This window comes from Variovorax sp. MPBD4-3 (assembly GCF_058809745.1).
Genome location: NZ_JBXASW010000009.1, coordinates 124,448 through 147,149, shown reverse-complemented (window position 1 = coordinate 147,149; position 22,702 = coordinate 124,448). Strand labels below are relative to the sequence as shown.

Below are 22,702 nucleotides of genomic sequence, written 5' to 3'. Positions count from 1 at the left end.
TGACCATGGACTTGATCTTCTGGCGCCACGCCGAAGCCGAGGACTGGACCGAGGGTTGCGACGACATGCAACGCTCCCTCACTGCGCGCGGCGAGAAGCAGGCCAAGCGCATGGCGACCTGGCTCGACCGTCAGTTGCCGGACGGCACGCGGATCATCTGCAGCCCCGCGCGGCGCTGCGAGCAGACGGCTCTTGCGCTGGGCCGAAAGTACAAGCTCCGCGCCGAGCTGGCACCCGACACCACGACCGAGGCGTTGCTCGGTGCGGCCGGCTGGCCCAACGGCAAGTCGGTGGTGCTGATGATCGGCCACCAGCCGTCCGTGGGGCAGGCGATTTCGCTGCTGCTGGGCCTCAAGCAGGACAGCTGCCCGGTGCGCAAGGGTTCGCTCTGGTGGATCCGCACGCGCGAGCGTGACGGCGACGTGCAGACCGTCGTGGTGACGGTGCAGTCGCCGGAACTGCTCTGAACGTGGCGCTGGCGCGGCTCAGCAGCCGCTGAGTTCGACGCGCCAGCTGCTGGTCTTCTGCCAGGCCAGCACTTCTTCGCGCAACAGGTGGGCCGACTGCGGATAGGCCTCGGCCCAGTCAGGCGCGCAGGCGATCGTGAAGGCGCGGGCGCCCAGCGCCGCCAGGTGCAGTGCCTGGGGATCGGGATCGCGCCGCGCATGGCACAGGATGATCGCGAGCCGCAGCGACAGCAGCTGCATCACGAAGGTCTCGTCGTCCAGTGCCACCTCTAGCTTGCGCAGTTTGCCGCGTTGACCCAGCACCAACTGGCCCAGCGCGTGCATTTCGTTCACTGCGAAGCCGGGCGCGTCGGCGTTGTCGAGGATGTAGGCGCCGTGCTTGTGGTAATCGCTGTGCGAGATCTGGGTGCCGATCTCGTGCAATTGCGCCGCCCAGCCCAGCTTGCGCAACGCACGGCCGGCACGGTTCGAGCTGTTTCCTCCGCGGGCCGCCGGGGCGAGTTGAAGGAAGAGGCTGGCTGCCGTGTCGCCCACGCGCTTGGCCTGTGCCGCATCGACGGTGAAGCGGTTGGCCAGCCGTGCGACCGTGGCGGTGCGCATGTCGGCCACGCTTTCGTCGCGTTCCAGCAATTCGTAGAGCACGCCGTGGCGCAGTGCGCCTTGGGCGACCTTCATTTCCTGAATGTCGAGCAGATCGAACACCGCACGCAGAACGCTCACGCCACCGCCGATGACGGCCTTGCGGTCTTCGCGCATGCCGTCCATGCGCAGCTTTTCGGCGCTGCCGGCTTTCAGAAGGCGGTCGAGCAGCCAGTCGAGGCCTTCGCGCGTGACGAGCCCGGGTTCGCCTCCCGCCGCGGCCAGCACGTCGCCGACCGCGCCGATGGTGCCGGAGGCGCCATACGCCACGTCCCATTGGTCGCGGGTGTAGGTGGCGAGCGCGTCGTCCAGCACGGCCTTTGCCGCCACCTCGGCCGCGCGGAAGGCCGTGGGGGTGAACAGGCCTTCGCCGAAATGCTTCATCGACCAGGCCACGCTGCCGACGCGATACGACTCCATGCGGTCGGCCTCCAGCGCGTGGCCGATGATCATTTCGGTGGAGCGCCCGCCGATGTCGACGACCAGGCGGCGTTCGCTGTCTGATGCATCGGTGTGCGGCAGCATGTGCGCCACGCCCTGGTAGATCAGGCGGGCTTCTTCGCGCCCGGGGATCACGTCGATGCCGAAACCCAGAATGGTGCGCGCACGCAGCAAGAACTCTTCGCGGTTGCGTGCCTCGCGCAATGTCTGCGTGGCGACGGCACGGACCTGCGAGCGCTTGAAGCCCGCGAGGCGCTCGCCGAAGCGGGCAAGCGCATCCCAGCCGCGCTGCATGGCCTCGGTGGTGAGGTTGCGCGCGCTGTCGAGGCCGTTGCCCTGGCGCACCGTCTCCTTGAGATATTCGGTGCGATGAATCTGACCATGGTCGACCTGTCCGATTTCCAGCCTGAAGCTGTTCGAACCCAGATCGACCGCTGCGAGGCGGGTGCCGTTTTGCATTTTGTAGTGGAGAGGGCGGTTCTCTGAATCGTAGCGCCGTGACAGAACGCGCCGCCCTCGAGTCTCATCACGGCAGGGGTTGGAGGCTAGGCGCAGTGCATGACGGTTATGTGACAGCGTCACACAAGTCACTGCGGGATTGCAGTCATTTTCCCTCGACAGAGGGGTGTCATATTGATGTCACAGAAGCTTTTTAGAGTCCGTCCCAAGCCCGAAAGGGACTACTTCTTACTTCTAAAGGAAGCTTCATGAAAACGACGTTCAAATTTGCAACCGCTGGCCTCCTGGCCGCGATGTTCACCATTCCCGCCTTCGCACAAGACGTTACCGGCGCTGGCGCCAGCTTCCCGGCACCGCTGTACGCCAAGTGGGCTTCCGATTTCAACAAGGCCACCGGCGTCAAGATCAACTACCAGTCGGTCGGCTCGGGTGCCGGCATCAAGCAGATCGAAGCCAAGACCGTCGATTTCGGCGCTTCGGACGCTCCCCTGAAGGACGACGAGCTGCAAGCCAAGGGCCTGATGCAGTTCCCCACCGTCATCGGCGGCGTGATCCCCGTGGTCAACATCCAGGGCATCAAGCCCGGTGAACTGAAGCTCAACGGCCAGGTCCTGGGCGACATCTACCTCGGCAAGATCACCAAGTGGAACGACCCCGCCATCAAGGCCCTGAACGGTTCGCTGGCTCTGCCTGACGCCGCCATCGCCCCGGTTCGCCGCGCAGACGGTTCGGGCACCAGCTTCCTGTTCACCAACTACCTGAGCAAGGTCAACGCCGAGTGGAAGACCAAGGTCGGCGAAGGCACTGCCGTGAACTGGCCCACCGGCGCGGGCGGCAAGGGTAACGAAGGCGTTGCCGCTTTCGTGAACCGCCTGCCCAATTCGATCGGCTACGTCGAATACGCCTACGTCAAGCAGAACAAGATGACGTACGCACAAATGCAGAACGCCGCCGGCAACTTCGTGTCGCCCGACGACTCCGCCTTCAAGGCCGCCGCTGCCGGCGCCGACTGGAACAAGAGCTTCTACCAGGTGCTGACCAACCAGGCCGACAAGGGCGCATGGCCGATCACCGGCGCGACCTTCATCCTGATGCACAAGGTGCAGGACAAGCCCGCCAACGCGACCACCGTGCTGAAGTTCTTCGACTGGGCCTACAAGAGCGGCGACAAGACGGCCGACGACCTCGATTACGTGCCGATGCCCGACGCCGTGAAGGCATCCATCGCCAAGGCATGGGGTGATGTGAAGGATGCGTCGGGCAAGGCCGTCGCTTACAAGTAAAACAACCCATCAGTCCAGAACGGCGCGCCCATGAGCAATTCTTCGCTCGAGGACGCGCCGCTTTCGTCTTTGCCGGAGCGACCCGTGTCATCCACTTTCCCCGCCGCAGGCGCCTCACTCGACCTCGCGGCCGAGCGCGGCCGCGTTACCGCCCCTCCGCCCCCCGTCAAGGCTCCGCGCTCCGGCCCGATGGCCGATCGCTTGTTCGGCTGGGCTGCCAAGGGCGCCGCGCTGCTGACGCTCGCGATGCTCATCGGCATCCTGCTGTCGCTGATCGTCGGCGCATGGCCCGCCATTTCCAAGTACGGCCTCGGCTTCCTCACGAGCAGCGTGTGGGACCCGGTGAAGGACGAGTACGGCGGCCTGGTCATGATCTACGGCACGCTGGCCACCTCGATCATCGCGCTGGTGATCGCCGTGCCCGTGAGCTTCGGCATCGCGCTGTTCCTTACCGAACTTTCGCCCAACTGGCTCAAGCGCCCGCTGGGTACGGCCATCGAATTGCTGGCGGCGGTGCCTTCCATCGTCTACGGCATGTGGGGCCTTCTGGTGTTCGGCCCGATCCTGTCGACCTGGGTGCAGCAGCCGCTGCAGAAGCTGCTCACCGGCGTGCCGTACCTCGGCGCCCTGGTGTCCGGCCCGCCCGTGGGCATCGGCATCCTGTCGGCCGGCATCATCCTCGCGATCATGATCATTCCGTTCATCGCCTCGGTGATGCGCGACGTGTTCGAGGTGACGCCCCCGCTGCTCAAGGAATCGGCCTACGGCCTGGGCTCCACCACCTGGGAAGTCGTGTCCAAGGTCGTGCTGCCGTACACCAAGGCCGGCGTCATCGGCGGCATCATGCTCGGCCTCGGCCGCGCGCTGGGTGAAACGATGGCGGTCACGTTCGTGATCGGCAACATGAACCAGCTCAACTCCCTTTCCGTGTTCGAGGCTGCCAACAGCATCACCTCGGCACTCGCCAACGAATTCGCCGAGGCCGGCGCCGGCCTGCACCAGGCCGCGCTGATGTACCTCGGCCTCGTGCTGTTCTTCATCACCTTCGTCGTGCTGTCGCTGTCGAAGATGCTGCTTGCCAAGATGAAGAAGAGCGAAGGAACCAAGTCGTGAGCACCGCGCAAAACCTCCTGAGCGCCAAGGCGCTCGCCGAAACGCGCCAGGCCAAGTTCGCCTCGCGCAACCGCGTCAACAAGATCGCGCTGACGCTGTCGCTCGCAGCCATGGCCTTCGGCGTGTTCTGGCTGGTCTGGATCCTGTGGGAAACGCTGCGCCAGGGCGTCGGCGGCCTGGCCATTGCCACCTTCACCGAAATGACCCCGCCGCCGAACGAAGCGGGCGGTATCGCGAATGCGATCTTCGGTTCGTTCGTGATGGTGATGCTCGCCACCTTCGTGGGCACGCCCATCGGCATCATGGCCGGCATCTACCTGGCCGAGTACAACCCCAAGGGCTGGCTGGCCTCGGTCACGCGCTTCGTCAACGACATCCTGCTGTCGGCGCCGTCGATCGTGATCGGCCTGTTCGTCTATGCCGTGGTGGTGGCCTACTTCAAGACCTTCTCGGGTCTGGCCGGCGCCCTTGCGCTGGCGCTGATCGTGATTCCGGTGGTGATCCGCACGACCGAGAACATGCTGCAGCTGGTGCCGCCGGGCCTGCGCGAGGCGGCCTACGCTCTGGGCACGCCCAAGTGGAAGGTCATTCTCAGCATCACGCTGCGTGCCGCCCGTGCCGGTGTGGTCACCGGTGTGCTGCTGGCTGTGGCCCGCATCGCCGGCGAAACCGCACCGCTGCTCTTCACCGCGCTGAACAACCAGTTCTGGACCGCCGACGTGAGCCAGCCGATGGCCAGCCTCCCGGTCACGATCTTCAAGTTCGCAATGAGCCCGTACGAGAACTGGCAACAGCTGGCCTGGGCCGGCGTGTTCCTGATCACCGTCGCCGTGCTCGCCCTCAATATCCTGGCGCGGGTCCTGACGCGCAACAAACACTAAATCAAGAAGACGCCAACATGCCAAATACCGTCGCACAACCGTCGCGCTCGAAGATCTCGGTCAAGGACCTGAACTTCTACTACGGCAAGTTCCACGCGCTCAAGGGCATCAACCTCGAGATCCCCGAGAACAAGGTCACGGCCTTCATCGGTCCGTCGGGCTGCGGCAAGTCGACCTTGCTGCGCACCTTCAACCGCATGTTCGAGCTCTATCCCGAACAGCGCGCCGAAGGCACCATCGCCCTGGACGGCGAGAACCTGCTCACCTCCAAGCAGGACGTGGCGCTGATCCGCGCCAAGGTCGGCATGGTGTTCCAGAAGCCGACGCCGTTCCCGATGTCGATCTACGACAACATCGCCTTCGGCGTGAAGCTGTTCGAGAACCTCTCGGCCAGCGAAATGGACGACCGCGTGGAATGGGCGCTGAAGAAGGCCGCCCTGTGGACCGAAGTGCGCGACAAGCTGCAGCAAAGCGGCTCGGGCCTCTCCGGCGGCCAGCAGCAGCGCCTGTGCATTGCACGCGGCATTGCCATCAAGCCCGAAGTGCTGCTGCTTGACGAGCCCTGCTCGGCGCTCGACCCGATCTCCACAGCGAAGATCGAGGAACTGATCGCCGAGCTGAAAAACGAGTACACGGTGGTCATCGTGACGCATAACATGCAGCAGGCCGCCCGCTGCAGCGACTACACCGCGTACATGTACCTCGGCGACCTGATCGAATTCGGCGCCACCGAACAGATGTTCTTCAAGCCGCAGCGCAAGGAGACCGAGGACTACATCACCGGCCGCTTCGGTTGAAGTCAAAGGAGACAACATGACCGAGAAACACCTTTCCAGCCAGTTCGACAGCGAACTCAACGGCGTCTCGTCGCGCGTGATGGAGCTCGGCGGCATGGTCGAGTCGCAGATCCACCAGGCTGTGTACGCGCTGCTGCAGTTCGACTCCGACGCCGCCGACCGCGTGATGGAGACCGAGCATCGCGTCAACGCGATGGAGATCGACATCGACCGCGAACTGTCGTCGATCATCGCGCGCCGCCAGCCCACGGCCCGCGACCTGCGCCTGCTGATCGCCATCAGCAAGACCACCGCCAACCTCGAACGCGTGGGCGACGAGGCCAACAAGATCGCGCGCATGGTCAAGTCGATCATCGAGAGCGGTTCGGCCCGCCAGTTGCCGACGACCGAACTGCGCATCGCTGCAGACCTTGCTTCCGGCCTGCTGCGCACCGCGCTGGATGCGTTCGCGCGCCTGGACACGGCCGCCGCGCTGTCGATCCTGAAGGACGACGACCTGATCGATCGCGAGTTCGACGGCTTCGTACGCAAGCTGGTCACCTACATGATGGAAGACCCGCGCACGATTTCCGCCAGCCTCGACCTGCTGTTCCTGGCCAAGGCCATCGAGCGTATCGGCGACCATGCCAAGAACATCGCCGAGTTCATCATCTACATCGTCAAGGGTGCCGATGTGCGGCACACTTCGATGCAGGAAATCGAGTCCGCGCTGCAGTAACTACCGCGGCAAGACTCCAAGAAAGCAATGAAGAAACCCCGAGTCCTGATTGTCGAAGACGAGTCCTCGATCGCCGAGCTGATCGCCGTCAACCTGCGCCACAACGGCTTCGAGCCGATCTGGTCGGAAGATGGCGCCGCGGCCCAGCGCGAGATTGACGCCTTCCTGCCGGATCTGATCCTGCTCGACTGGATGCTGCCCGGCCAGAGCGGCCTGCAGCTTGCGCGCCAGTGGCGCAAGGACCCGCGCACCAAGGCCATCCCGATCCTGATGCTGACGGCGCGCGGCGACGAGCCCGACAAGGTTGCCGGCCTCGACGCCGGTGCCGACGACTACATCACCAAGCCTTTCTCGACCCAGGAAATGCTGGCCCGCATCCGTGCGGTGCTGCGCCGCCGGGCGCCGGAAGTGGTGACGGAGCGTGTCGAGATCGGCGAACTGGCGCTCGACACCTCCACCCACCGCGTGACCTGGCAGGGCGGCGCACTGAAGGTCGGCCCGACCGAGTTCAAGCTGCTGGCGTACCTGATGCAGCACGCCGAGCGCGTGCACAGCCGGGCGCAACTGCTCGACAAGGTGTGGGGCGACCACGTCTACATCGAGGAACGCACGGTCGACGTGCACGTCAAGCGCCTGCGCGAGTCGCTGGGCGCGGCTGCGCCCATGGTGGAAACCGTGCGCGGAGCGGGCTATCGCCTGACAGCCCAAGTCACGGTTTGAGCGCCGTGGCTTCCCTCGGCTGCGGGCGCGGATAATCGCCCGCCATGCCTTTTCGCATTGCTACATTTTTAATAGCGTCCCTTGCAATTGGAGGGGGCGCTGTCGCTGCGTTCGGCTGGAAATTCGGTTGGCTGGGTGCCTGGCTGGGCGCGGTGCTGTGGCTCGGGCTTGATGCCTGGCGTGCCGAGCGGCTGCTGCAGGTACTGCGCAACGACGCAATGGGCCTGCCGGCGCGCGGACCCGGTGTGTGGGGCGAGTTGGCGGAGCGTATCCGCAAGCTGCTGCGAGACCGCGAGCAGCAGACTCGGCAGGCCGAAGACAGGCTGCAGGAGTTCCTCGCGGCCATTCAGGCATCGCCGAACGGCGTGGTGCTGCTCGACGAGCAGGGCCGCATCGAATGGTGCAACCAGACGGCTGCCAGCCAGTTCGGCATCGACGCGGAGCGTGACCTCGCGCAGCACCTGGCCAACCTCGTGCGCGACCCGGCCTTCGTGGCCTATCTGGCTTCCTGGAACTACAGCCGGGACGTCATCATCGACGCCTTCGGCCCGGGCCATGCGCACCAGCGCAGCCACCTGGTGCGGCTGTCGGTGCAGGTTCACCCCTATGCGGGCAACCGCCGCATGCTGCTGACGCGCGACATCACGGCACTGGAGCAGGCCGAAGCCATGCGCCGCGATTTCGTGGCGAACGTGTCCCATGAGATCCGCACGCCGCTGACAGTGCTCGCGGGCTTCGTCGAGACGCTGCAGAACCTGCCGCTCGATGCGGACGAGCGCACGCGTTACCTGTCGCTGATGGGGCAGCAGTCGCACCGCATGGAAACGCTGGTGAACGACCTGCTGACGCTGTCGCGGCTGGAGGGCAGCGCTGCGCCCTCTGGCAACCAGTGGATCCGAATCAGGGCTCTGCTCGCGCACTGCGAGGACGAGGGCCGGGGTCTGTCGGGCCGATTGGCGCCGCTGGGCCACCGCCTTTCGTTCACCATCGACGCGGAATCCGAGGTGTCGGGCGCGCCGACCGAATTGCAGAGCGCAATGTCGAACCTGCTGAGCAATGCCATCCGCTACACGCCGGGCGGTGGCGAGGTGGCCGTGAGCTGGCGGGTACTGCCCGACGGGCGCGGCGAATACGCGGTGAAAGACACGGGACCCGGCATCGCGGCCGAGCACATCCCCCGGCTGACCGAGCGCTTCTACCGCATCGACCGCAGCCGGTCGCGCGAGACGGGCGGCACCGGGCTGGGCCTTGCGATCGTGAAGCACATTGCGCAGCGTCATGGGGCCGAGTTGCGCATCGAAAGCACCGTGGGCAAGGGCTCGCGATTCGCCCTGGTGTTCCCGGCGGCGCGTGTCAGGGAAGCGCGGCTGCTGGCCAAGCAGTAGCAGGCAGCCGGCCCGGCTTTCAGGCCGAGCGCTTGTTCATCGTCCAGCGCAGCAGGGTGATGAAGAACAGTGCCGTCACGGCCAACGCGCCCGCGCTCATGATCCAGAACGCCAGCGGCGATTGCATGGCTGCCCACGGACCCAGGCCGTGATACGCCAGCATGTAGCTGCCACCGAGCCCCAGGCCCCAGAGCATCGTGCAGTAGATGACCAGCGGCGCGAGCGTCACCCGGTAGCACCGCAGCAGGAACACGCACAGCGTCTGAACGGCGTCGGCCAGGTGGTATGCAGCTACGGCCACCATCAGCGCCGCGGCCAGCCCGACCACGGCGGGGTTGTCCGAGTACACGTTGGCCAACTGATGGCGCAGCGTGACCAGCGCGGTGGAGAAAAGCATGGCGCACAACACGGTCTGCTCGAAACCCAGCCTGCATGCATGGCGCGCCCTGGCGACATCGCCCGCGCCCAGCCAGAAACTCACGCGCGCGCTGGTCGCGATCGAGAGCGACAGCGGCACCATGTATGCCACCGCCATCAGGTTCGCGGCGATCTGGTGCGCCGCGGCGGCGGCCGTGCCAAGGCGCGCGATGAACAGTGCCATCAGCGTGAACGAGGTCACTTCGACCAGCACGGCCAGCCCGCCGGGCACGCCCATCCGTGCGAACAGGCGAATCTGTTGCCAGTCGGGCTTCTCGAGGCGCTCCCAGAGCCTGTAGCCGCGATAGAAAGGGCTGCTGCGCAACAGCCAGACCGCGCAGGCGAGCATGGCCCAGTTCACGCACAGCGTGGCCCAGCCGCAGCCCACCAGTCCCATCGCCGGCAGGCCCGCGCCGCCGAACGTGAACCAGATCGAGAGCGGCAGCTTCACCACCAGCGAGCCGAGCTGCAGCCAGGTAACCAGTTGCGGCTTGCCCAGGCTCTGGTTCAACGTGCTGAACAGGCGAAAGAGCAGTGCGGGAGCCAGTGCAAAGGCCAGCACGCGCAGGTACATCTCCACGTCGCCGCGCATTTCGGGCGGTACCTGCGTGAGACGCAGCACGGCGGCAGGTGCGAGCAGCGCCGCCATGCCGACCACGATGGCAATGGCGGCGAGATACAGCGATTGCCGGACCGAGCGGCCTACTTCGCTGCCGCGGCCGCCGCCGTGCAGTTCGGCCCACACAGGCAGCAGCGCCTGCAGCACGCCCATCAGCGACACATACACGCTGATGAAGATCGCCGCGCCCACCGACAGCGCGGCCAGCGCGCCCTCTGAGTAGCGGCCGGCGATGATGGTGTCGGTCACGCCGAAGGCCATCACGGCTAGCTGCCCGACCAGCACCGTGCCGGCATGCCGCGCGATCAGGCCCCTTTCGCCGCTTTGTGCGCTCACTGGGGCTTGATCTTCTGGTAGAGCAGCAGGTCGTCGGCCGGGCTGCTGGGGCGGCGAAGGGTGCCGCTGAAGCGCCATTGATCGAACGGGATGATCGTGTGCAGGCGCTCGATGGTCTCGGGGCTGACAAGCAGCCAGGGGCAATCGGTGCCCAGCAGCAGCGGCTGCAGGTTGAACTGGCCGTGGTAGCGCAGGGCGGCGATGTGCGGGCGGCTCAGTGCAAGCTCCGCAATGCAGCTCGGCTGGCCGACGCGCTCGGCCACGGCACGCACCTGCGGCACATAGCTGCGCGCGTAGTCGATGGGCGGCAGCCACAGCGTCATCAGCAGCATCCAGCACAGCGCCGTGCCGCCGGCCGGCAGCACCAGCGTCTTCCAGAGGGCTGCACGATGCCGCCCGGTGCGCCAGCGCACCAGCCAGCACCAGGCAATGGTCGCGGCCGCCGCCAGGACCACGGCGATGGGCGAGAACTCGGGCACGAAGCCCGGCACCAGGCGGGTCACGCTGGCAGCGGGCTTGGGCGGCACGCCGGTCTGCATGGCGATCCAGTAGATCCAGCCGAGCAGCGCCAGGCCGCTGAAGAAAAGCACGTTGAACCAGTCGACCAGTGCCGCGGCGCTGCGGCGGAAGGTCGGCAGGGCAAATGCAGCCAGCGTGGCGAAGGCGGGCAGCGCCAGCATGAGCGAACGGTCGGAGAAATCGGTGGTCCAGGTGGCGGCCAGCGGCACCAGCGCGAACCAGAACGGCAGCGCCACGTGGCGCGCATTGAGCTGGCGGCGCCAGCGCCAGAGCGTCCAGATGGCCAGCGGCCAGACCGGCCAGGTAAACCACAGCAGCAGCTTGGCCTGGCCACGGATGTCACCGAACAGCGAGCCGCCGATCAGCGTGATCTTCCATTGGGGCAGGCCCAGCGCGAACACCAGCACTGCGGCCACTGCGGTGACGCTTGCCATCGTCGCGAAGGCGCCCAGGGTGTAGCCGGGACCGTCATCGCTTCCGGTGTCGAATTCGGTCCGGGCCTTTGCCGCGGTTCGACGTTCGTAGGCGATGTAGAGCGTGCTTCCGATCGCCAGCGCCAGGCCGACCGTGGGCGCGCCGCTCAGCGTGATGCCGAAAGTGCCCATGATCAGTGCGATCACCGGGCCGGCACGGCGGTAGGGCAGCGCGGCGACGCCGTAGAACAGGCACGAGGCGAAGAACAGCTGCGCCAGCGCGGGTGTGGTCTCGTGACCGAGCTGCGCCAGGCCGAGACAGGCGATCAGCGCCAGCAGGCCGCCGTCGGCGATGGCGCGTGCGTAGTCGGTCGGGCGTGCTTCACCGCCGAAAGCGAAGGCCACGGGCTGGGCGCGCGATGTGCGAGCCAGGTAGTAGACGGCGTACCAGGTCGCCGTGAACGTACCCCAGAGAAGGAACGCGAAGGCGATGCGCACCGCCAGGTCGGGATTCAGCCACGAGGGGGCGATCTTGATGGCCCAGGCGCCGATCCAGTAGGGAACCAGCGCGGGTGTTTCGGGGCGAATGCCCAGCAGCAATGGGTCGAACCAGCGCGAGATGCCTTCGGTATTGCGGGCCAGTTCGGCCATGTAGCCGAAGGCGGTGATATCCGCGCTTTTCCATGGACCCCGGCCGACCAGGCCTGGCAGCAGGTAGGCCGCGCATAGCAGCAGCAGCGCGATGCGCGGCAGTCGGCGCACGGCGCTCTGGGCAACGATCGCTGGGGTGGGCTGGTTCAAGAGTGGCGGGAGGCAGGTTTCGGAAACAAAAAGGGCAGCGCGGTAAACCGGGCTGCCCTCGACGCCAAAGCGCGTGCTTTACTTCGAAGCGGCGCCGGTGGTCTTGCCGAAGCGGTTGCGGAACTTCTCGACGCGACCGCCCATGTTGTCGACCGACTTCTGGGTGCCGGTGTAGAAGGGGTGCGATTCGCTCGTGGTGTCCAGCTTGAACAGGGGGAGCTCGCGGCCGTCGTCGGTCTTGCCCATTTCCTTGGTGTTCGCGCACGAACGGGTCACGAACTTGAAGCCGTTCGACATGTCGACGAACAGGACTTCGCGGTAATTCGGGTGAATGCCTTCTTTTGCCATGGTATTTCCTTTTGCGCTGTTGGAATCAATGCGCGGTCGATGCGAGAGCCACCAGTGCACCATTCATTTGGCACGCTGCCCCAGGGCAGGCCTGGGAAGCCGGGCGACGCTGCCCGGCCGCACTTTTCGCGGAGCCCACGATTATCGCATACTGCCGCTTTTGCGAGCAGCCTCCCATGACTGTTACAACCTTGCGCGCCGGCCTGGTCGGCTATGGCTTTGCCGGCCAGACTTTCCATGCGCCCGTGCTTTCCGCGGTGCCAGGGCTCGAACTGGCCGCGGTGGCTAGTTCGCAGCCCGAGAAGGTCCGCAAGGACTGGCCCGGCGTGCCGGTGGTTTCCGATGTGGCGGCGCTGGCGGCCCGATCGGACATCGATCTTGTCGTGGTTGCGACACCCAATGCGCAGCATTTTCCGGTCGCCAAGGCAGCGCTGGAGGCTGGCAAGCATGTGGTGGTCGACAAGCCTTTCACCCTCGACGTGGCCGAGGCCATGGCGCTGGAGGCGTTGGCTCAGCGCAACAAGCGCGTGCTGGCGGTCTACCAGAACCGACGCTTCGACGCCGATTTCCTGACGCTCAAGGACGTCCTGGCAAGCGGCGCACTGGGCCGCCCCGTGTACCTGGAGTCGCATTTCGACCGGTTCCGGCCCGAGGTGAAGGTGCGGTGGCGAGAGCAGGCTGTGCCGGGGTCCGGCCTTTGGGTGGACCTGGGCGCGCACCTGGTCGACCAGTCGGTGCAACTGTTCGGGCTACCCGACACGATCCAGCTCGACACGGCCGTCTTGCGTGACGGCGCCGTGGTCGAAGATTACTTCCACGCCGTGCTGCGCTACGAGAGCGGACCGCATGCGCCGCTTCGTGTGGTGCTGCATTCGACAACTCTGGCAGCCGATGCGGCGCCGCGCTACATCGTGCATGGCACCCGCGGCAGCTACGTCAAGCATGGCGTGGATAGGCAGGAAGATGCGTTGCGCGCGGGGCGAAGGCCGCCGGCCCAAGGGTGGGGTGCCGATCCACTCGACGGCGAACTCACCCTGGTCGGCAGCGACGGCACGGCCAGCAAACGCAGTGTTCCCACGCGCGCGGGCAACTACGTCGACTACTACGCCGCGGTGCGCGACGCCATCCTGGGCAAGGGGCCGAATCCCGTGCCGCCCGAGCAGGCCGTGGCGCTGATGGAACTGCTCGACCTCGGCCGCCAGAGTGCTCTCGAAGGCCGCGCGCTCCCTGTGGCTCGCCCATGAAAAAAGCGCGTTGGCCCGAATGGGTCGACGCGCTTTTGCGGACAGAGCGAAAAGGTGCTCAGCCGCCGCGACGCATCATGTCGAAGAACTCGACATTGGTCTTCGTCGCCTTCATGTTCTTGAGCATCAGCTCCATCGACTCGATCTCGTCCATGTTGTACATGAGCTGGCGCAGGATGCGGGTCTTCTGGAGGATCTCGGGTGCCAGCAGCAGTTCTTCGCGGCGGGTGCCGCTGCGGTTGAGCTGGATCGAGGGGAACACGCGCTTTTCGTACAGGCGGCGGTCGAGGTGGATTTCGGAGTTGCCGGTGCCCTTGAACTCTTCGAAGATCACTTCGTCCATGCGGCTGCCGGTGTCGATCAGCGCGGTGCCGATGATGGTCAGCGAGCCGCCTTCTTCCACGTTGCGCGCGGCGCCCAGGAAGCGCTTGGGGCGCTGCAGGGCGTTGGAGTCGACACCGCCGGTCAGCACCTTGCCCGACGAGGGCACGACGTTGTTGTAGGCGCGGGCGAGGCGGGTGATCGAGTCGAGCAGGATCACAACGTCCTTCTTGAGCTCGACCAGGCGCTTTGCGCGCTCGATCACCATTTCGGCGACGTGCACGTGGCGCGCGGCGGGTTCGTCGAAGGTCGAGGCAATGACCTCGCCCTTCACGGTGCGCTGCATTTCGGTCACTTCTTCAGGGCGCTCGTCGACGAGCAGCACCATCATGTGGACGTCGGGGTAGTTGGCGCTGATGGCGTGGGCGATGTGCTGCATCATCACCGTCTTGCCGCTCTTGGGCGGTGCCACGAGCAGGGCGCGCTGGCCTTTGCCGATGGGGGCGATGATGTCGATGATGCGGCCGGTGATGTTCTCTTCGCCCTTGATACCGTCGCGCTCGAGCTTCATCTGTTCCTTGGGGAACAGCGGCGTCAGGTTTTCGAACATCACCTTGTGCTTGTTCTGCTCGGGCGGACCGTCGTTGACCTTGTCGAGCTTGGTCAGCGCGAAATAGCGCTCGCCGTCCTTGGGCGTGCGCACTTCGCCTTCGATCATGTCGCCGGTGTGCAGGTTGAAGCGGCGCACCTGGCTGGGCGAGATGTAGATGTCGTCCGTGCTGGCCGTGAAGCTGGTGTCGGGGCTGCGCAGGAAGCCGAAGCCGTCCGGCAGGATTTCGAGCACGCCGTCGGCGAAGACCTGCTCGCCGGCCTTGGCGCGCTTCTTGATGATCGCGAACATCAGCTCCTGCTTGCGCATGCGGCCGACGTTTTCGATCTCAAGCGCTTCGGCTTGCTTGAGGACTTCAGACACGTGGAGTGCCTTGAGTTCGTTTAAGTGCATGGAATGACCCCTCGCGGGGTAATCGAACGGAAAACGGGGGGAGGTTGGGTGTGAAGCGAGAGTTGCTTCACCAACCGGGGAACTCGAACCGGTTGCCTAGGTAAGGGCCGGTGATCTGTTGGAGATTATGACAGGAAAAACGCGCCGGCCAACGCATTGCGCGCTGGCCGGGTGAAATGTCGCTCAGGCGAGTTGCTGGTCGATGAAGGCCGTGAGTTGCGCCTTGCTCATGGCGCCGACCTTGGTGGCGGCCAGCTGGCCGTCCTTGAACAGCATCAGCGTGGGGATGCCGCGGATGCCGAACTTGGCGGGGATGTCGCGGTTCTCGTCCACGTTCAGCTTGGCGATCTGCAGCTTGCCTTCATAGGTGGCCGAGACTTCGTCGAGGATCGGGGCGATCATCTTGCAGGGGCCGCACCATTCGGCCCAGTAGTCGACCAGAACGGGCTGACTGGACTTGAGCACGTCGGCCTCGAAGGAGGAATCGGAGATGTGTTTGATGAGTTCGCTGGCCATGTGATGGATCCTTGTGCGCAGAGAGTTTCGGTGCAGCTAAAGTTCAGGTCATTGTGACAGAAACCAAGGGGTGGCGTGCCATGCGCGGCCGCTATGGCGGCGATAGCCAAAGCCCTTGCTCGCCACGCTTCCCACGCTCTCAACCCCTCGATAGAACATGAACGAAGGCCACCCCGTCCAGGCCCTGTGGTGCGACCCCGCCGGCGGCATCGTCGCGCGGATCGTCCGCGCGCTCGCCGAGCGCCAGGTGCACGCGGCCCGCACGGTGGTGCTGGTGCCCTATGCACAGCTGATGGGCGTGGCGCGCGCCATGTGGGCCCGTTGCGGCAGCCCCGGCTTCGTGCCGCGCTTCGAGACCACGCACAACTGGGCCCGCAGCGCCGGCGGCTTCGTGCCTTCCGGCTACGACATCGCGCACGACATGGCGCGCGACCTCGTCACCGCGCAGGCCCTGCTGTCGCAGGCCGGTTTCAGCGCCGAGCGCTTCGCACTGGCCGGCCGCCTGGTCGAACTGGCCTACCAACTGGTGCCGCTCGCGGCCGCCGTGTCGCCGGACGAGCGCGTGGGCGAATGGGCCGCGCGCGCGGCGCTGGTCGCGGAGGCGGGCAGCGAGTCCGAGTGGTTCCGTACCGAGAGCGCGCTGATCCGCATTGCCGTGGCGTGGGTCGCCACCTCCGGCTATGCCACGGACGTGCTCCAGCGCGACAGCACTCGCGCGCAGGTCGATGCACTCCTCGTGCTCGAGGGCTTCCAGACCGATCCGCTCACGCAAGCCCTGTGCGCCCTGTGGGGTGACCGGGCGCTGCGCCTGTCGCTGGTACCTGCCGATACGCGGCCTGAAGCCGCGGCCTCGCACGTGGCACTTGACCCCGAGGACGAAGCCGAACTCGCGGCCGCCTGCGTGCTGCGCCACCTGGCCGAAGACCGTGCGCCGGTCGCGCTGGTGGCGACCGACCGCGCGCTCACACGCCGCATCAGCGCACAGCTCAAGGCGCAGGGCGTCATCACCCACGACGAGACCGGATGGAAACTTTCGACCACGCGCGCCGCCGCCACGCTGATGAGTTCGCTGCGCGCCTGCGCCCATGACGCCAGCAGCGACCAGGTGCTCGAATGGCTCAAGAGCGGCGCCGACGGTGATGCGCTGGTCGTCCAGTCGCTCGAGGCCCGCCTGCGCCGCGAAGGCGTGCGCGACTGGTCCGCGTGGTGCGCGCTGGTGGCGCGCAGCGAGAAGCCGCACGACGCCACGCTGCTGAGCTTCACCGAAGCCATCGAGGAACGCCGCGCACCGATGATGCGATCCAGGCCCCTGGCCGAATGGCTGCGCGCGCTGCGCGAGCTGCTGGAGGCGGGCGACCAGTGGGAGCCGCTCAGCGAGGACATGGCCGGCGGCAAGGTCATTGCCGCACTGTGGCTCGACGCCGGCGCCCACGGCGACGACGAAGAATTCCCGGGTGGCCGCCATACGCTCGCCGAGTTCACCGCCTGGGTCCGCGACGTGCTCGAAGACGCGAGCTTCGTGCCGCCCGCCGGCGACCAGGCGCCGAAGGTCGTCGTGCTGCCGCTCTACCAGCTGCTGGGCCGTGCCTTCGGCGCGGTCGTCATCCCGGGCTGCGACGACCGGCGCCTGCCTGCATCGCCGGAGCCACCCGGCAACTGGAGCGCCGCGCAGCGCGCCGATCTCGGCCTGCCTTCGCGTGAAACACTCGAGGCCGCGCAGCGCGCGGCCTGGGCGATGGCGCTGCACAACCCGTCGTGCGAGCTGCTCTGGCGCCAGTCCGACGCCAACGGCGAGCCCGTGCGCCCGAGCCCGCTGGTGCAGGCCTTGCAGCTCGACCACGCCTTGCGGCCCGCCACCGACCCGCGCTCCCCGCGCGAGGTGGCCGTGCAGCCGACCGAATACCCCAAGCCTTCAGGCGCGCTGCTGCCGCTGCAGAACATCTCGACCAGCGTGTACGAAGACCTGCGCCGCTGCCCCTATCGCTTCTTCGCGCTGCGGCAGCTCGGCCTGCGCAGCGCCGACGAGCTCGATGCCGAGGTCGACAAGCGCGACTTCGGCAACTGGCTGCACGCCGTGCTCGGCCACTTCCACCAGGCGCTGACCGAAGCCCCGACGCAGGACGCGCAGGAGCGCGCCGCGTTCATCGAGGAAGCCGCGCGCCGGGCCACGCGGGAGCTCGGCTTGTCCGATGCCGAGTTCCTGCCGTTCGCGGCGGCTTGGCCCGCGGTGCGCGACGGCTACCTCCATTGGCTGACGGGCCACGAAGCCAGCGGCGCGGTGTTCGTCGAGTCCGAGCCCTGGAAGGAGCAGCCGCTGGGCGACCTGCGCCTGATCGGCCGGCTCGACCGCATCGACCGCATGCCCGACGGCCAGCCCTTCGTGATCGACTACAAGACCGAGTCCGCCTTCGTCAGCAAGGAGCGCGTGAAAGACCCGACCGAAGACACCCAGCTGGCCTTCTACGCGGCGCTGGTGGCCGACGACACCCTGCGCGCGGCCTACGTGAACGTGGGGGAGAAGTCCTCGGGGACGCAGACCGTCGAGCAGCCGGCCGTGGTGGAGGCGCGTGACGCACTGGTCGCCGGCATCATCCACGACTTCACGCGCATCGCCCAGGGGGCGCCGCTGCCGCCATTGGGAGAGGGCGCCGTCTGCGACTACTGCGCGGCGCGCGGCCTCTGCCGCAAGGACTTCTGGGAGGTGGCGCAATGAACGGCGCAGCCTACGAACACAACGGCCAGCATGTCACGCGCGAAGCCTTCTACGTCGTCGCTTGCGATCCGCGCCGTTCGGTAGCGGTCGAGGCCTGCGCGGGCGCAGGCAAGACATGGATGCTGGTGTCGCGCATCCTGCGCGCGCTGCTCGAAGAAGGCGATTCCGCCTGCGAGCCGCACGAGATCCTAGCCATCACCTTCACCAAAAAAGCCGCCGGCGAAATGCGCGAGCGGCTCGACCAGTGGCTCGAGGATTTTGCCGAGCGCTCGCCCGACGAACTGGTCGCCCAGCTCGTGATGCGCGGCGTCGAGCCCGCCGCCGCACTGGCTGCGGTTCCGCGCCTGAAGGGCCTCTACCGGCGCCTGCTCGAAGGTGGCCGGCCGGTGCAGTTCCGCACCTTCCACGCCTGGTTTGCGGGCCTGCTGCGCAACGCGCCGTTGGCGGTGCTGCGCGAACTGGGCCTGCCTTCGAACTACGAACTGCTCGAGGACGATGCCGAAGCGCGCAGCCACACCTGGCGCCCGTTCTTCGAAGCGGTCACCGCCGACCGGAATGCGCTGGCCGACTACTACGCAGTCGTCGCCACCCACGGCCGCTCGCAGACCGCCAAGGCGCTGAGCGAGGCGCTGTCCAAGCGCGTCGAGTTCTCTCTGGCCGATGCGGAGAACGCGGTGCAGCACTTCAGCGCGTTCTATCCATCGCTCGGCGGGCTGGAGGAGCCGACCGACGCCTTGCGCGGCAGCGAAGTGCGCCAGCGCTGGCTGGGTCGCGCAGCCGCACTGGGCAAGGAATCCAACAAGACGCCGCAGAAGGCCGCCGAGGCCATCATCGACGTCTTCGGCACGGGCGAACCCGAAGCGGGCGCGCTGCAGGCCGCGCTGGCGCACCTGCGCAAGAACTTCTTCGTGGCCACCGAAGACCGGCTCAACAAGAACCTGCAGAAATTCCCGGCCGCCCAGGAGGCCGAGGCCGAATTGCAGGTGTTGTGCGGCGCGCAGGCCCAGCATGCCGCGTGGCTCTACCAGCAGCGCATGACGCGGCTCACGCGCATCCTCATCGCGGCCTTTGCCGACGTGAAGCGCGCCCACGGCTGGGTCGACATGAACGACGTCGAACAGGCCGCCCAGCTGTTGCTTGGCCAATCGGCCTTGTCTGGCTGGGTGCAGGAGCGGCTCGACGCGCGCATCGCGCACCTGCTGATCGACGAGTTCCAGGACACCAACCCGCTGCAGTGGCAGGCGCTCTACGGCTGGCTCAGCGCCTATACCGGCGCGCAGGGCCGGGCGCCGCGCGTGTTCATCGTGGGCGACCCGAAGCAGAGCATCTACCGTTTCCGCCGCGCCGAGCCGCAGGTGTTCATCGCCGCCAAGAAGTTCGTGCGCGAGGGCCTGGACGGCGAGCTGCTGAACTGCGACCACACGCACCGCAACGCGCGCGCCGTGGTCGGGCTGGTCAACTCGGCGATGCTGGCCGCGCAGGAAGCCGGCGAGTTCGACGGCTACCGCGCCCACACCACCGAGCGCAACGACGCGGGCGAACTGCTCAAGCTGCCGGCCATCGACCGCGATGCGCTCGGCGCCGCCGAGGCCGAACCCGCCGACGACGGCATGCTGCACTGGCGCGACAGCCTCGTCACGCCGCGCGTGCTGCCCGAGGAGCAGTTGCTGCAGAAAGAATGCGAGCAGGCCGCGCAGTGGGTCGCGCAGCGCATTGCCGACGGCACGCCGCCGCGTCAGATCATGGTGCTGGCGCGCCGTCGCAGCCGCTTGTCCGCCATGCAGGACGCGCTGCGCCAGCGGCACATTCCCGTGCAGCAGCCAGAGAAGAACGAACTGCACGACGCACCCGAGGTGCAGGACGTGGTCGCGCTGATCGACGCGCTGGTGTCGCCCGCGCACGACCTTTCCCTGGCGCGAGCGCTGAAATCGCCTGCTTTCGGCATCGGCGACGACGCGTTGGTGCAACTGGCGTTGCGCCAGCGGGAGCGCCCGTCGCTCAACTGGTTCTCGCTGATCCAGAAGTGCGAAGACCTGCCGGCGGAGCTGACGGAGGCCGGCGTCAAGCTGCGCAAGTGGCAGCGCTGGCTGATGACGCTGCCGCCGCACGACGCGCTGGATGCGATCTTCAACGACGGCGATCTGCTCGCGAAGTTCGGCGCGGCCGTGCCGGCGCCGATGCGCCAGGGTGCGCTGGCCAACCTGCGCGGCGTGCTGACCGCGTCGCTCGATATCGACGGCGCCCGCTTCACCACGCCCTATGCGCTGGTGCGTTCGCTGCGTGCCGGCGGCGTGCGGGCGCCGTCCGTCGCCGCGCCTGACGCCGTGCAGCTGCTGACCGTGCACGGCGCCAAGGGCCTCGAGGCCGACACCGTGCTCATGCTCGATTGCGACGCCCCGCCGCCGCGCGCCCAGACCATGGGCGTGCTGGTCGAATGGAAGGGCAGCGACAGCGCACCGACGCGCTTCGTGTTCCTCGCGAGCGAGAAGACGCCGCCGGCCTGCGCCGCGGCCTTGCTCGAAGAAGAGCAGCGCGCCCGCCATCGCGAGGAACTGAACGGCCTCTACGTCGCGACCACGCGGGCACGCGAGCGGCTGGTGCTGTCATCGGTTCGCCCGGCGCGCGCCAACGAGGGCAGCTGGTGGGCTCGGCTGGAGCCGCTGTGCGAGCCCACGGAGGCAGACGAGCCGCTGGTCGCGCCGCCGGCCGAGAGCGGCGCGGCCAGTTTCTCGATGAAGAAAATGCCCGAGGCGCCCGTGTCGGCCGAAGAGCCTTCGACAAAAAAGGCGGCTGCGAACGCCACCGTCGACGCACGCGCAGCGGCCTTCGGCCAGGCCATGCACCGCCTGCTCGAATGGGCCGTGCCGGGCGAGCCTTTGCCCGCTGCCCATGTGCGTGCGGCCGCTCGAGAATTCATGCTCGATGCACAGCAGGCACGCGGCGCCGCCGCGCTGGCCCAACGCATCCGCGCGGGGGCGGGTGCCTGGGTGTGGGACGATCGCAGGGTCGACTGGCATGGCAACGAAGTCACGCTGGTGCATGAAGGCGAGACCTTGCGCATCGACCGTCTGGTGCGCGAGCGCGACGGCGGCGCCTGGTGGATCCTCGACTACAAATCCGCGGCGCGCCCCGAACGGGACGCCGCGCTGATCGCACAGATGCAGCGCTACCGCGCGGCAGTGCAACATGCCTATCCCGGTGCCACGGTGCGCGTCGCGTTCCTGACCGGGCAGGGCGAACTGGTAACTCTCGAATGAATGTTTCTCCTGCCGTTGCCGTGATCGGCGGCGGACCCGCCGGGCTCATGGCGGCCGAAGTACTGAGCGCATCCGGTGCGCAGGTGCATGTGTATGACGCAATGCCCTCGGTGGGGCGCAAGTTCCTGCTGGCCGGGCGCGGCGGCTTGAACCTCACCCACTCGGAACCCTTCGATGTGTTCATGAGCCGCTTCGGCGAGCGTCGCGCGCAGCTCGAACCCATGCTTGGGAAGTTCGGCCCGCAGCAGGTGCGCGAGTGGGCAGCGGGGCTGGGCATCGAGACCTTCGTCGGCACGTCGGGCCGCGTGTTCCCGACCGACATGAAGGCCGCGCCGCTGCTGCGGGCATGGCTGCATCGGCTGCGCGCTGCGGGCGTGCAGTTTCATATGCGGCATCGCTGGCTGGGCGACGGCACGATCGACCTTGGCGCGCTGCGGTTCGCGACGCCGGCCGGGGAGGCCGTCGTGAAAGCCGATGCCGTGGTGCTGGCGCTGGGCGGTGCGAGCTGGGCGCGTCTGGGTTCCGACGGGGCGTGGGCGCCGTGGCTGCAGGTTAGGGGCGTGGAGGTGGCCCCGCTGCTACCCGCCAACAGCGGCTTCGACGGCGAGGGATGGAGCGAACACTTTTCGAGCCGTTTCGCGGGGCAGCCTTTCAAGTCGGTCGCGATTTCGTTCACTGACAGCCAGGGCCGCCACTTCGCGCGCAAGGGCGAGTTCGTCGCGACGGCCACAGGCATCGAGGGCAGCCTGGTCTACGCGGCATCGGCGCTGCTACGCGACGAGATTGCAGCGAACGGCAGCGCGACGCTGCTGCTCGACCTGCTGCCCGACCGCAGTGCCGAGCAGGTGCTGGCGGCGGTGAAGCACCCGCGCGGCGCCCGCTCGCTGAGCAGCCACCTCAAGAGCCGGCTCGGCATCGAAGGCATCAAGGCCGGCGTGCTGCATGAGGCATTGAGCAAGGACGCGATGCACGACCCCGTGCAACTGGCGGCCACGATCAAGGCGGTGCCGCTGAAGCTTGTCGCGACGCGGCCCGTGGACGAGGCAATCAGCACGGCGGGCGGGGTGCGATTCGATGCGCTGGATTCTTCGCTGATGGCGAATGCGCTGCCCGGTGTGTTCGCTGCGGGGGAGATGCTGGACTGGGAGGCGCCGACCGGCGGCTATTTGCTCACGGCGTCGATGGCGAGCGGTGCGGCCGCGGCGCGGGGCGCCATTCAGCGGCTGGGGCTGTAGAAGCCCTGCGCCGCATCGGAGTTTTCGCTGAGTGAATTTGCAGGCTCCGTTTCATTT

18 protein-coding genes are annotated in these 22,702 nt (G+C 67.1%); 12 read left to right on the top strand and 6 right to left on the bottom strand.

All coding sequences use genetic code 11. From position 1 onward, the window contains the following. Positions 1 to 5 precede the first annotated feature (5 nt). Positions 6 to 467: a SixA phosphatase family protein gene (locus AC1RVW_RS08180; RefSeq protein ID WP_172839987.1), complete on the top strand. Its 462-nt coding sequence runs from the start codon at positions 6 to 8 to the stop codon at positions 465 to 467. Between the two features lie 18 nt (positions 468 to 485). Here the strand turns inward: AC1RVW_RS08180 and AC1RVW_RS08175 are convergent, their stop codons facing one another. Then, entirely contained in the window at positions 486 to 2,006 is a 1,521-nt protein-coding gene (locus AC1RVW_RS08175) for a Ppx/GppA phosphatase family protein (RefSeq protein WP_493199194.1), read from the bottom strand. Positions 2,007 to 2,254: 248 nt separating this feature from the next. On the opposite strand from AC1RVW_RS08175, the gene pstS reads away from it, so the two are divergent. The 7 genes from pstS to phoR are packed head-to-tail and all read left to right on the top strand — an operon-like array spanning position 2,255 to position 8,903. Then, positions 2,255 to 3,289: a phosphate ABC transporter substrate-binding protein PstS gene (gene pstS / locus AC1RVW_RS08170; RefSeq protein WP_081271674.1), complete on the top strand. Its 1,035-nt coding sequence runs from the start codon at positions 2,255 to 2,257 to the stop codon at positions 3,287 to 3,289. A 30-nt stretch (positions 3,290 to 3,319) separates the two neighbouring features. Next, positions 3,320 to 4,402, top strand: a complete 1,083-nt coding sequence (gene pstC / locus AC1RVW_RS08165; protein WP_081271675.1) for a phosphate ABC transporter permease subunit PstC — start codon at positions 3,320 to 3,322, stop codon at positions 4,400 to 4,402. Then, positions 4,399 to 5,283 (top strand): phosphate ABC transporter permease PstA, encoded by an 885-nt coding sequence (pstA, locus tag AC1RVW_RS08160; protein ID WP_081271676.1) that lies wholly within the window; start codon positions 4,399 to 4,401, stop codon positions 5,281 to 5,283. The genes pstC and pstA overlap by 4 nt, the downstream gene beginning before the upstream one ends. 17 nt (positions 5,284 to 5,300) lie before the next feature. Further along, on the top strand, positions 5,301 to 6,080 hold the full coding sequence (gene pstB / locus AC1RVW_RS08155; RefSeq protein ID WP_021007056.1) for a phosphate ABC transporter ATP-binding protein PstB: 780 nt from the start codon (positions 5,301 to 5,303) through the stop codon (positions 6,078 to 6,080). 16 nt (positions 6,081 to 6,096) lie between these two features. Continuing rightward, positions 6,097 to 6,798, top strand: a complete 702-nt coding sequence (gene phoU, locus AC1RVW_RS08150) for a phosphate signaling complex protein PhoU (RefSeq protein WP_081271677.1) — start codon at positions 6,097 to 6,099, stop codon at positions 6,796 to 6,798. 27 nt (positions 6,799 to 6,825) lie between these two features. Beyond that, positions 6,826 to 7,518: a phosphate regulon transcriptional regulator PhoB gene (gene phoB / locus AC1RVW_RS08145; RefSeq protein WP_007836652.1), complete on the top strand. Its 693-nt coding sequence runs from the start codon at positions 6,826 to 6,828 to the stop codon at positions 7,516 to 7,518. A 44-nt stretch (positions 7,519 to 7,562) separates the two neighbouring features. After that, a complete protein-coding gene (gene phoR / locus AC1RVW_RS08140; RefSeq protein WP_199851911.1) occupies positions 7,563 to 8,903 on the top strand; it encodes a phosphate regulon sensor histidine kinase PhoR in 1,341 nt (446 codons plus the stop codon). 19 nt (positions 8,904 to 8,922) lie between these two features. Here phoR and AC1RVW_RS08135 read toward each other — a convergent pair whose 3' ends face one another. The 3 genes from AC1RVW_RS08135 to AC1RVW_RS08125 form a co-directional block, all read right to left on the bottom strand. Further along, the gene (locus tag AC1RVW_RS08135; RefSeq protein ID WP_253820070.1) at positions 8,923 to 10,275 is read right to left on the bottom strand and encodes an MATE family efflux transporter; all 1,353 of its coding nucleotides are present in this window, start codon (positions 10,273 to 10,275) and stop codon (positions 8,923 to 8,925) included. After that, the gene (locus AC1RVW_RS08130; RefSeq protein ID WP_081271680.1) at positions 10,272 to 12,008 is read right to left on the bottom strand and encodes a DUF2339 domain-containing protein; all 1,737 of its coding nucleotides are present in this window, start codon (positions 12,006 to 12,008) and stop codon (positions 10,272 to 10,274) included. Before AC1RVW_RS08130 ends, AC1RVW_RS08135 begins: the two co-directional genes overlap by 4 nt. Before the next feature lie 78 nt (positions 12,009 to 12,086). Further along, a complete protein-coding gene (locus AC1RVW_RS08125) occupies positions 12,087 to 12,356 on the bottom strand; it encodes a type B 50S ribosomal protein L31 (RefSeq protein ID WP_019653042.1) in 270 nt (89 codons plus the stop codon). 176 nt (positions 12,357 to 12,532) lie between these two features. On the opposite strand from AC1RVW_RS08125, the gene AC1RVW_RS08120 reads away from it, so the two are divergent. Then, the gene (locus AC1RVW_RS08120; RefSeq protein WP_493199188.1) at positions 12,533 to 13,600 is read left to right on the top strand and encodes an oxidoreductase; all 1,068 of its coding nucleotides are present in this window, start codon (positions 12,533 to 12,535) and stop codon (positions 13,598 to 13,600) included. Positions 13,601 to 13,658: 58 nt separating this feature from the next. Here the strand turns inward: AC1RVW_RS08120 and rho are convergent, their stop codons facing one another. Both rho and trxA read right to left on the bottom strand, forming a co-directional pair. After that, on the bottom strand, positions 13,659 to 14,924 hold the full coding sequence (rho, locus tag AC1RVW_RS08115) for a transcription termination factor Rho (protein ID WP_081266259.1): 1,266 nt from the start codon (positions 14,922 to 14,924) through the stop codon (positions 13,659 to 13,661). Positions 14,925 to 15,107: 183 nt separating this feature from the next. Next, positions 15,108 to 15,440 carry a thioredoxin TrxA gene (gene trxA, locus AC1RVW_RS08110; RefSeq protein ID WP_042578306.1) on the bottom strand — a complete coding sequence of 111 codons (333 nt, stop codon included), beginning with the start codon at positions 15,438 to 15,440 and terminating at the stop codon, positions 15,108 to 15,110. A gap of 157 nt (positions 15,441 to 15,597) precedes the next feature. Between trxA and AC1RVW_RS08105 the strand changes: the two genes are divergently transcribed. Genes AC1RVW_RS08105 through AC1RVW_RS08095 form a run of 3 tightly spaced genes read left to right on the top strand, consistent with a single transcriptional unit; the run spans position 15,598 to position 22,645 of the window. Continuing rightward, positions 15,598 to 18,153 (top strand): PD-(D/E)XK nuclease family protein, encoded by a 2,556-nt coding sequence (locus AC1RVW_RS08105; protein WP_493199186.1) that lies wholly within the window; start codon positions 15,598 to 15,600, stop codon positions 18,151 to 18,153. Continuing rightward, on the top strand, positions 18,150 to 21,410 hold the full coding sequence (locus AC1RVW_RS08100) for a UvrD-helicase domain-containing protein (RefSeq protein WP_493199184.1): 3,261 nt from the start codon (positions 18,150 to 18,152) through the stop codon (positions 21,408 to 21,410). Before AC1RVW_RS08105 ends, AC1RVW_RS08100 begins: the two co-directional genes overlap by 4 nt. Further along, a complete protein-coding gene (locus AC1RVW_RS08095) occupies positions 21,407 to 22,645 on the top strand; it encodes a TIGR03862 family flavoprotein (RefSeq protein ID WP_493199182.1) in 1,239 nt (412 codons plus the stop codon). Before AC1RVW_RS08100 ends, AC1RVW_RS08095 begins: the two co-directional genes overlap by 4 nt. Positions 22,646 to 22,702: the final 57 nt, after the last annotated feature.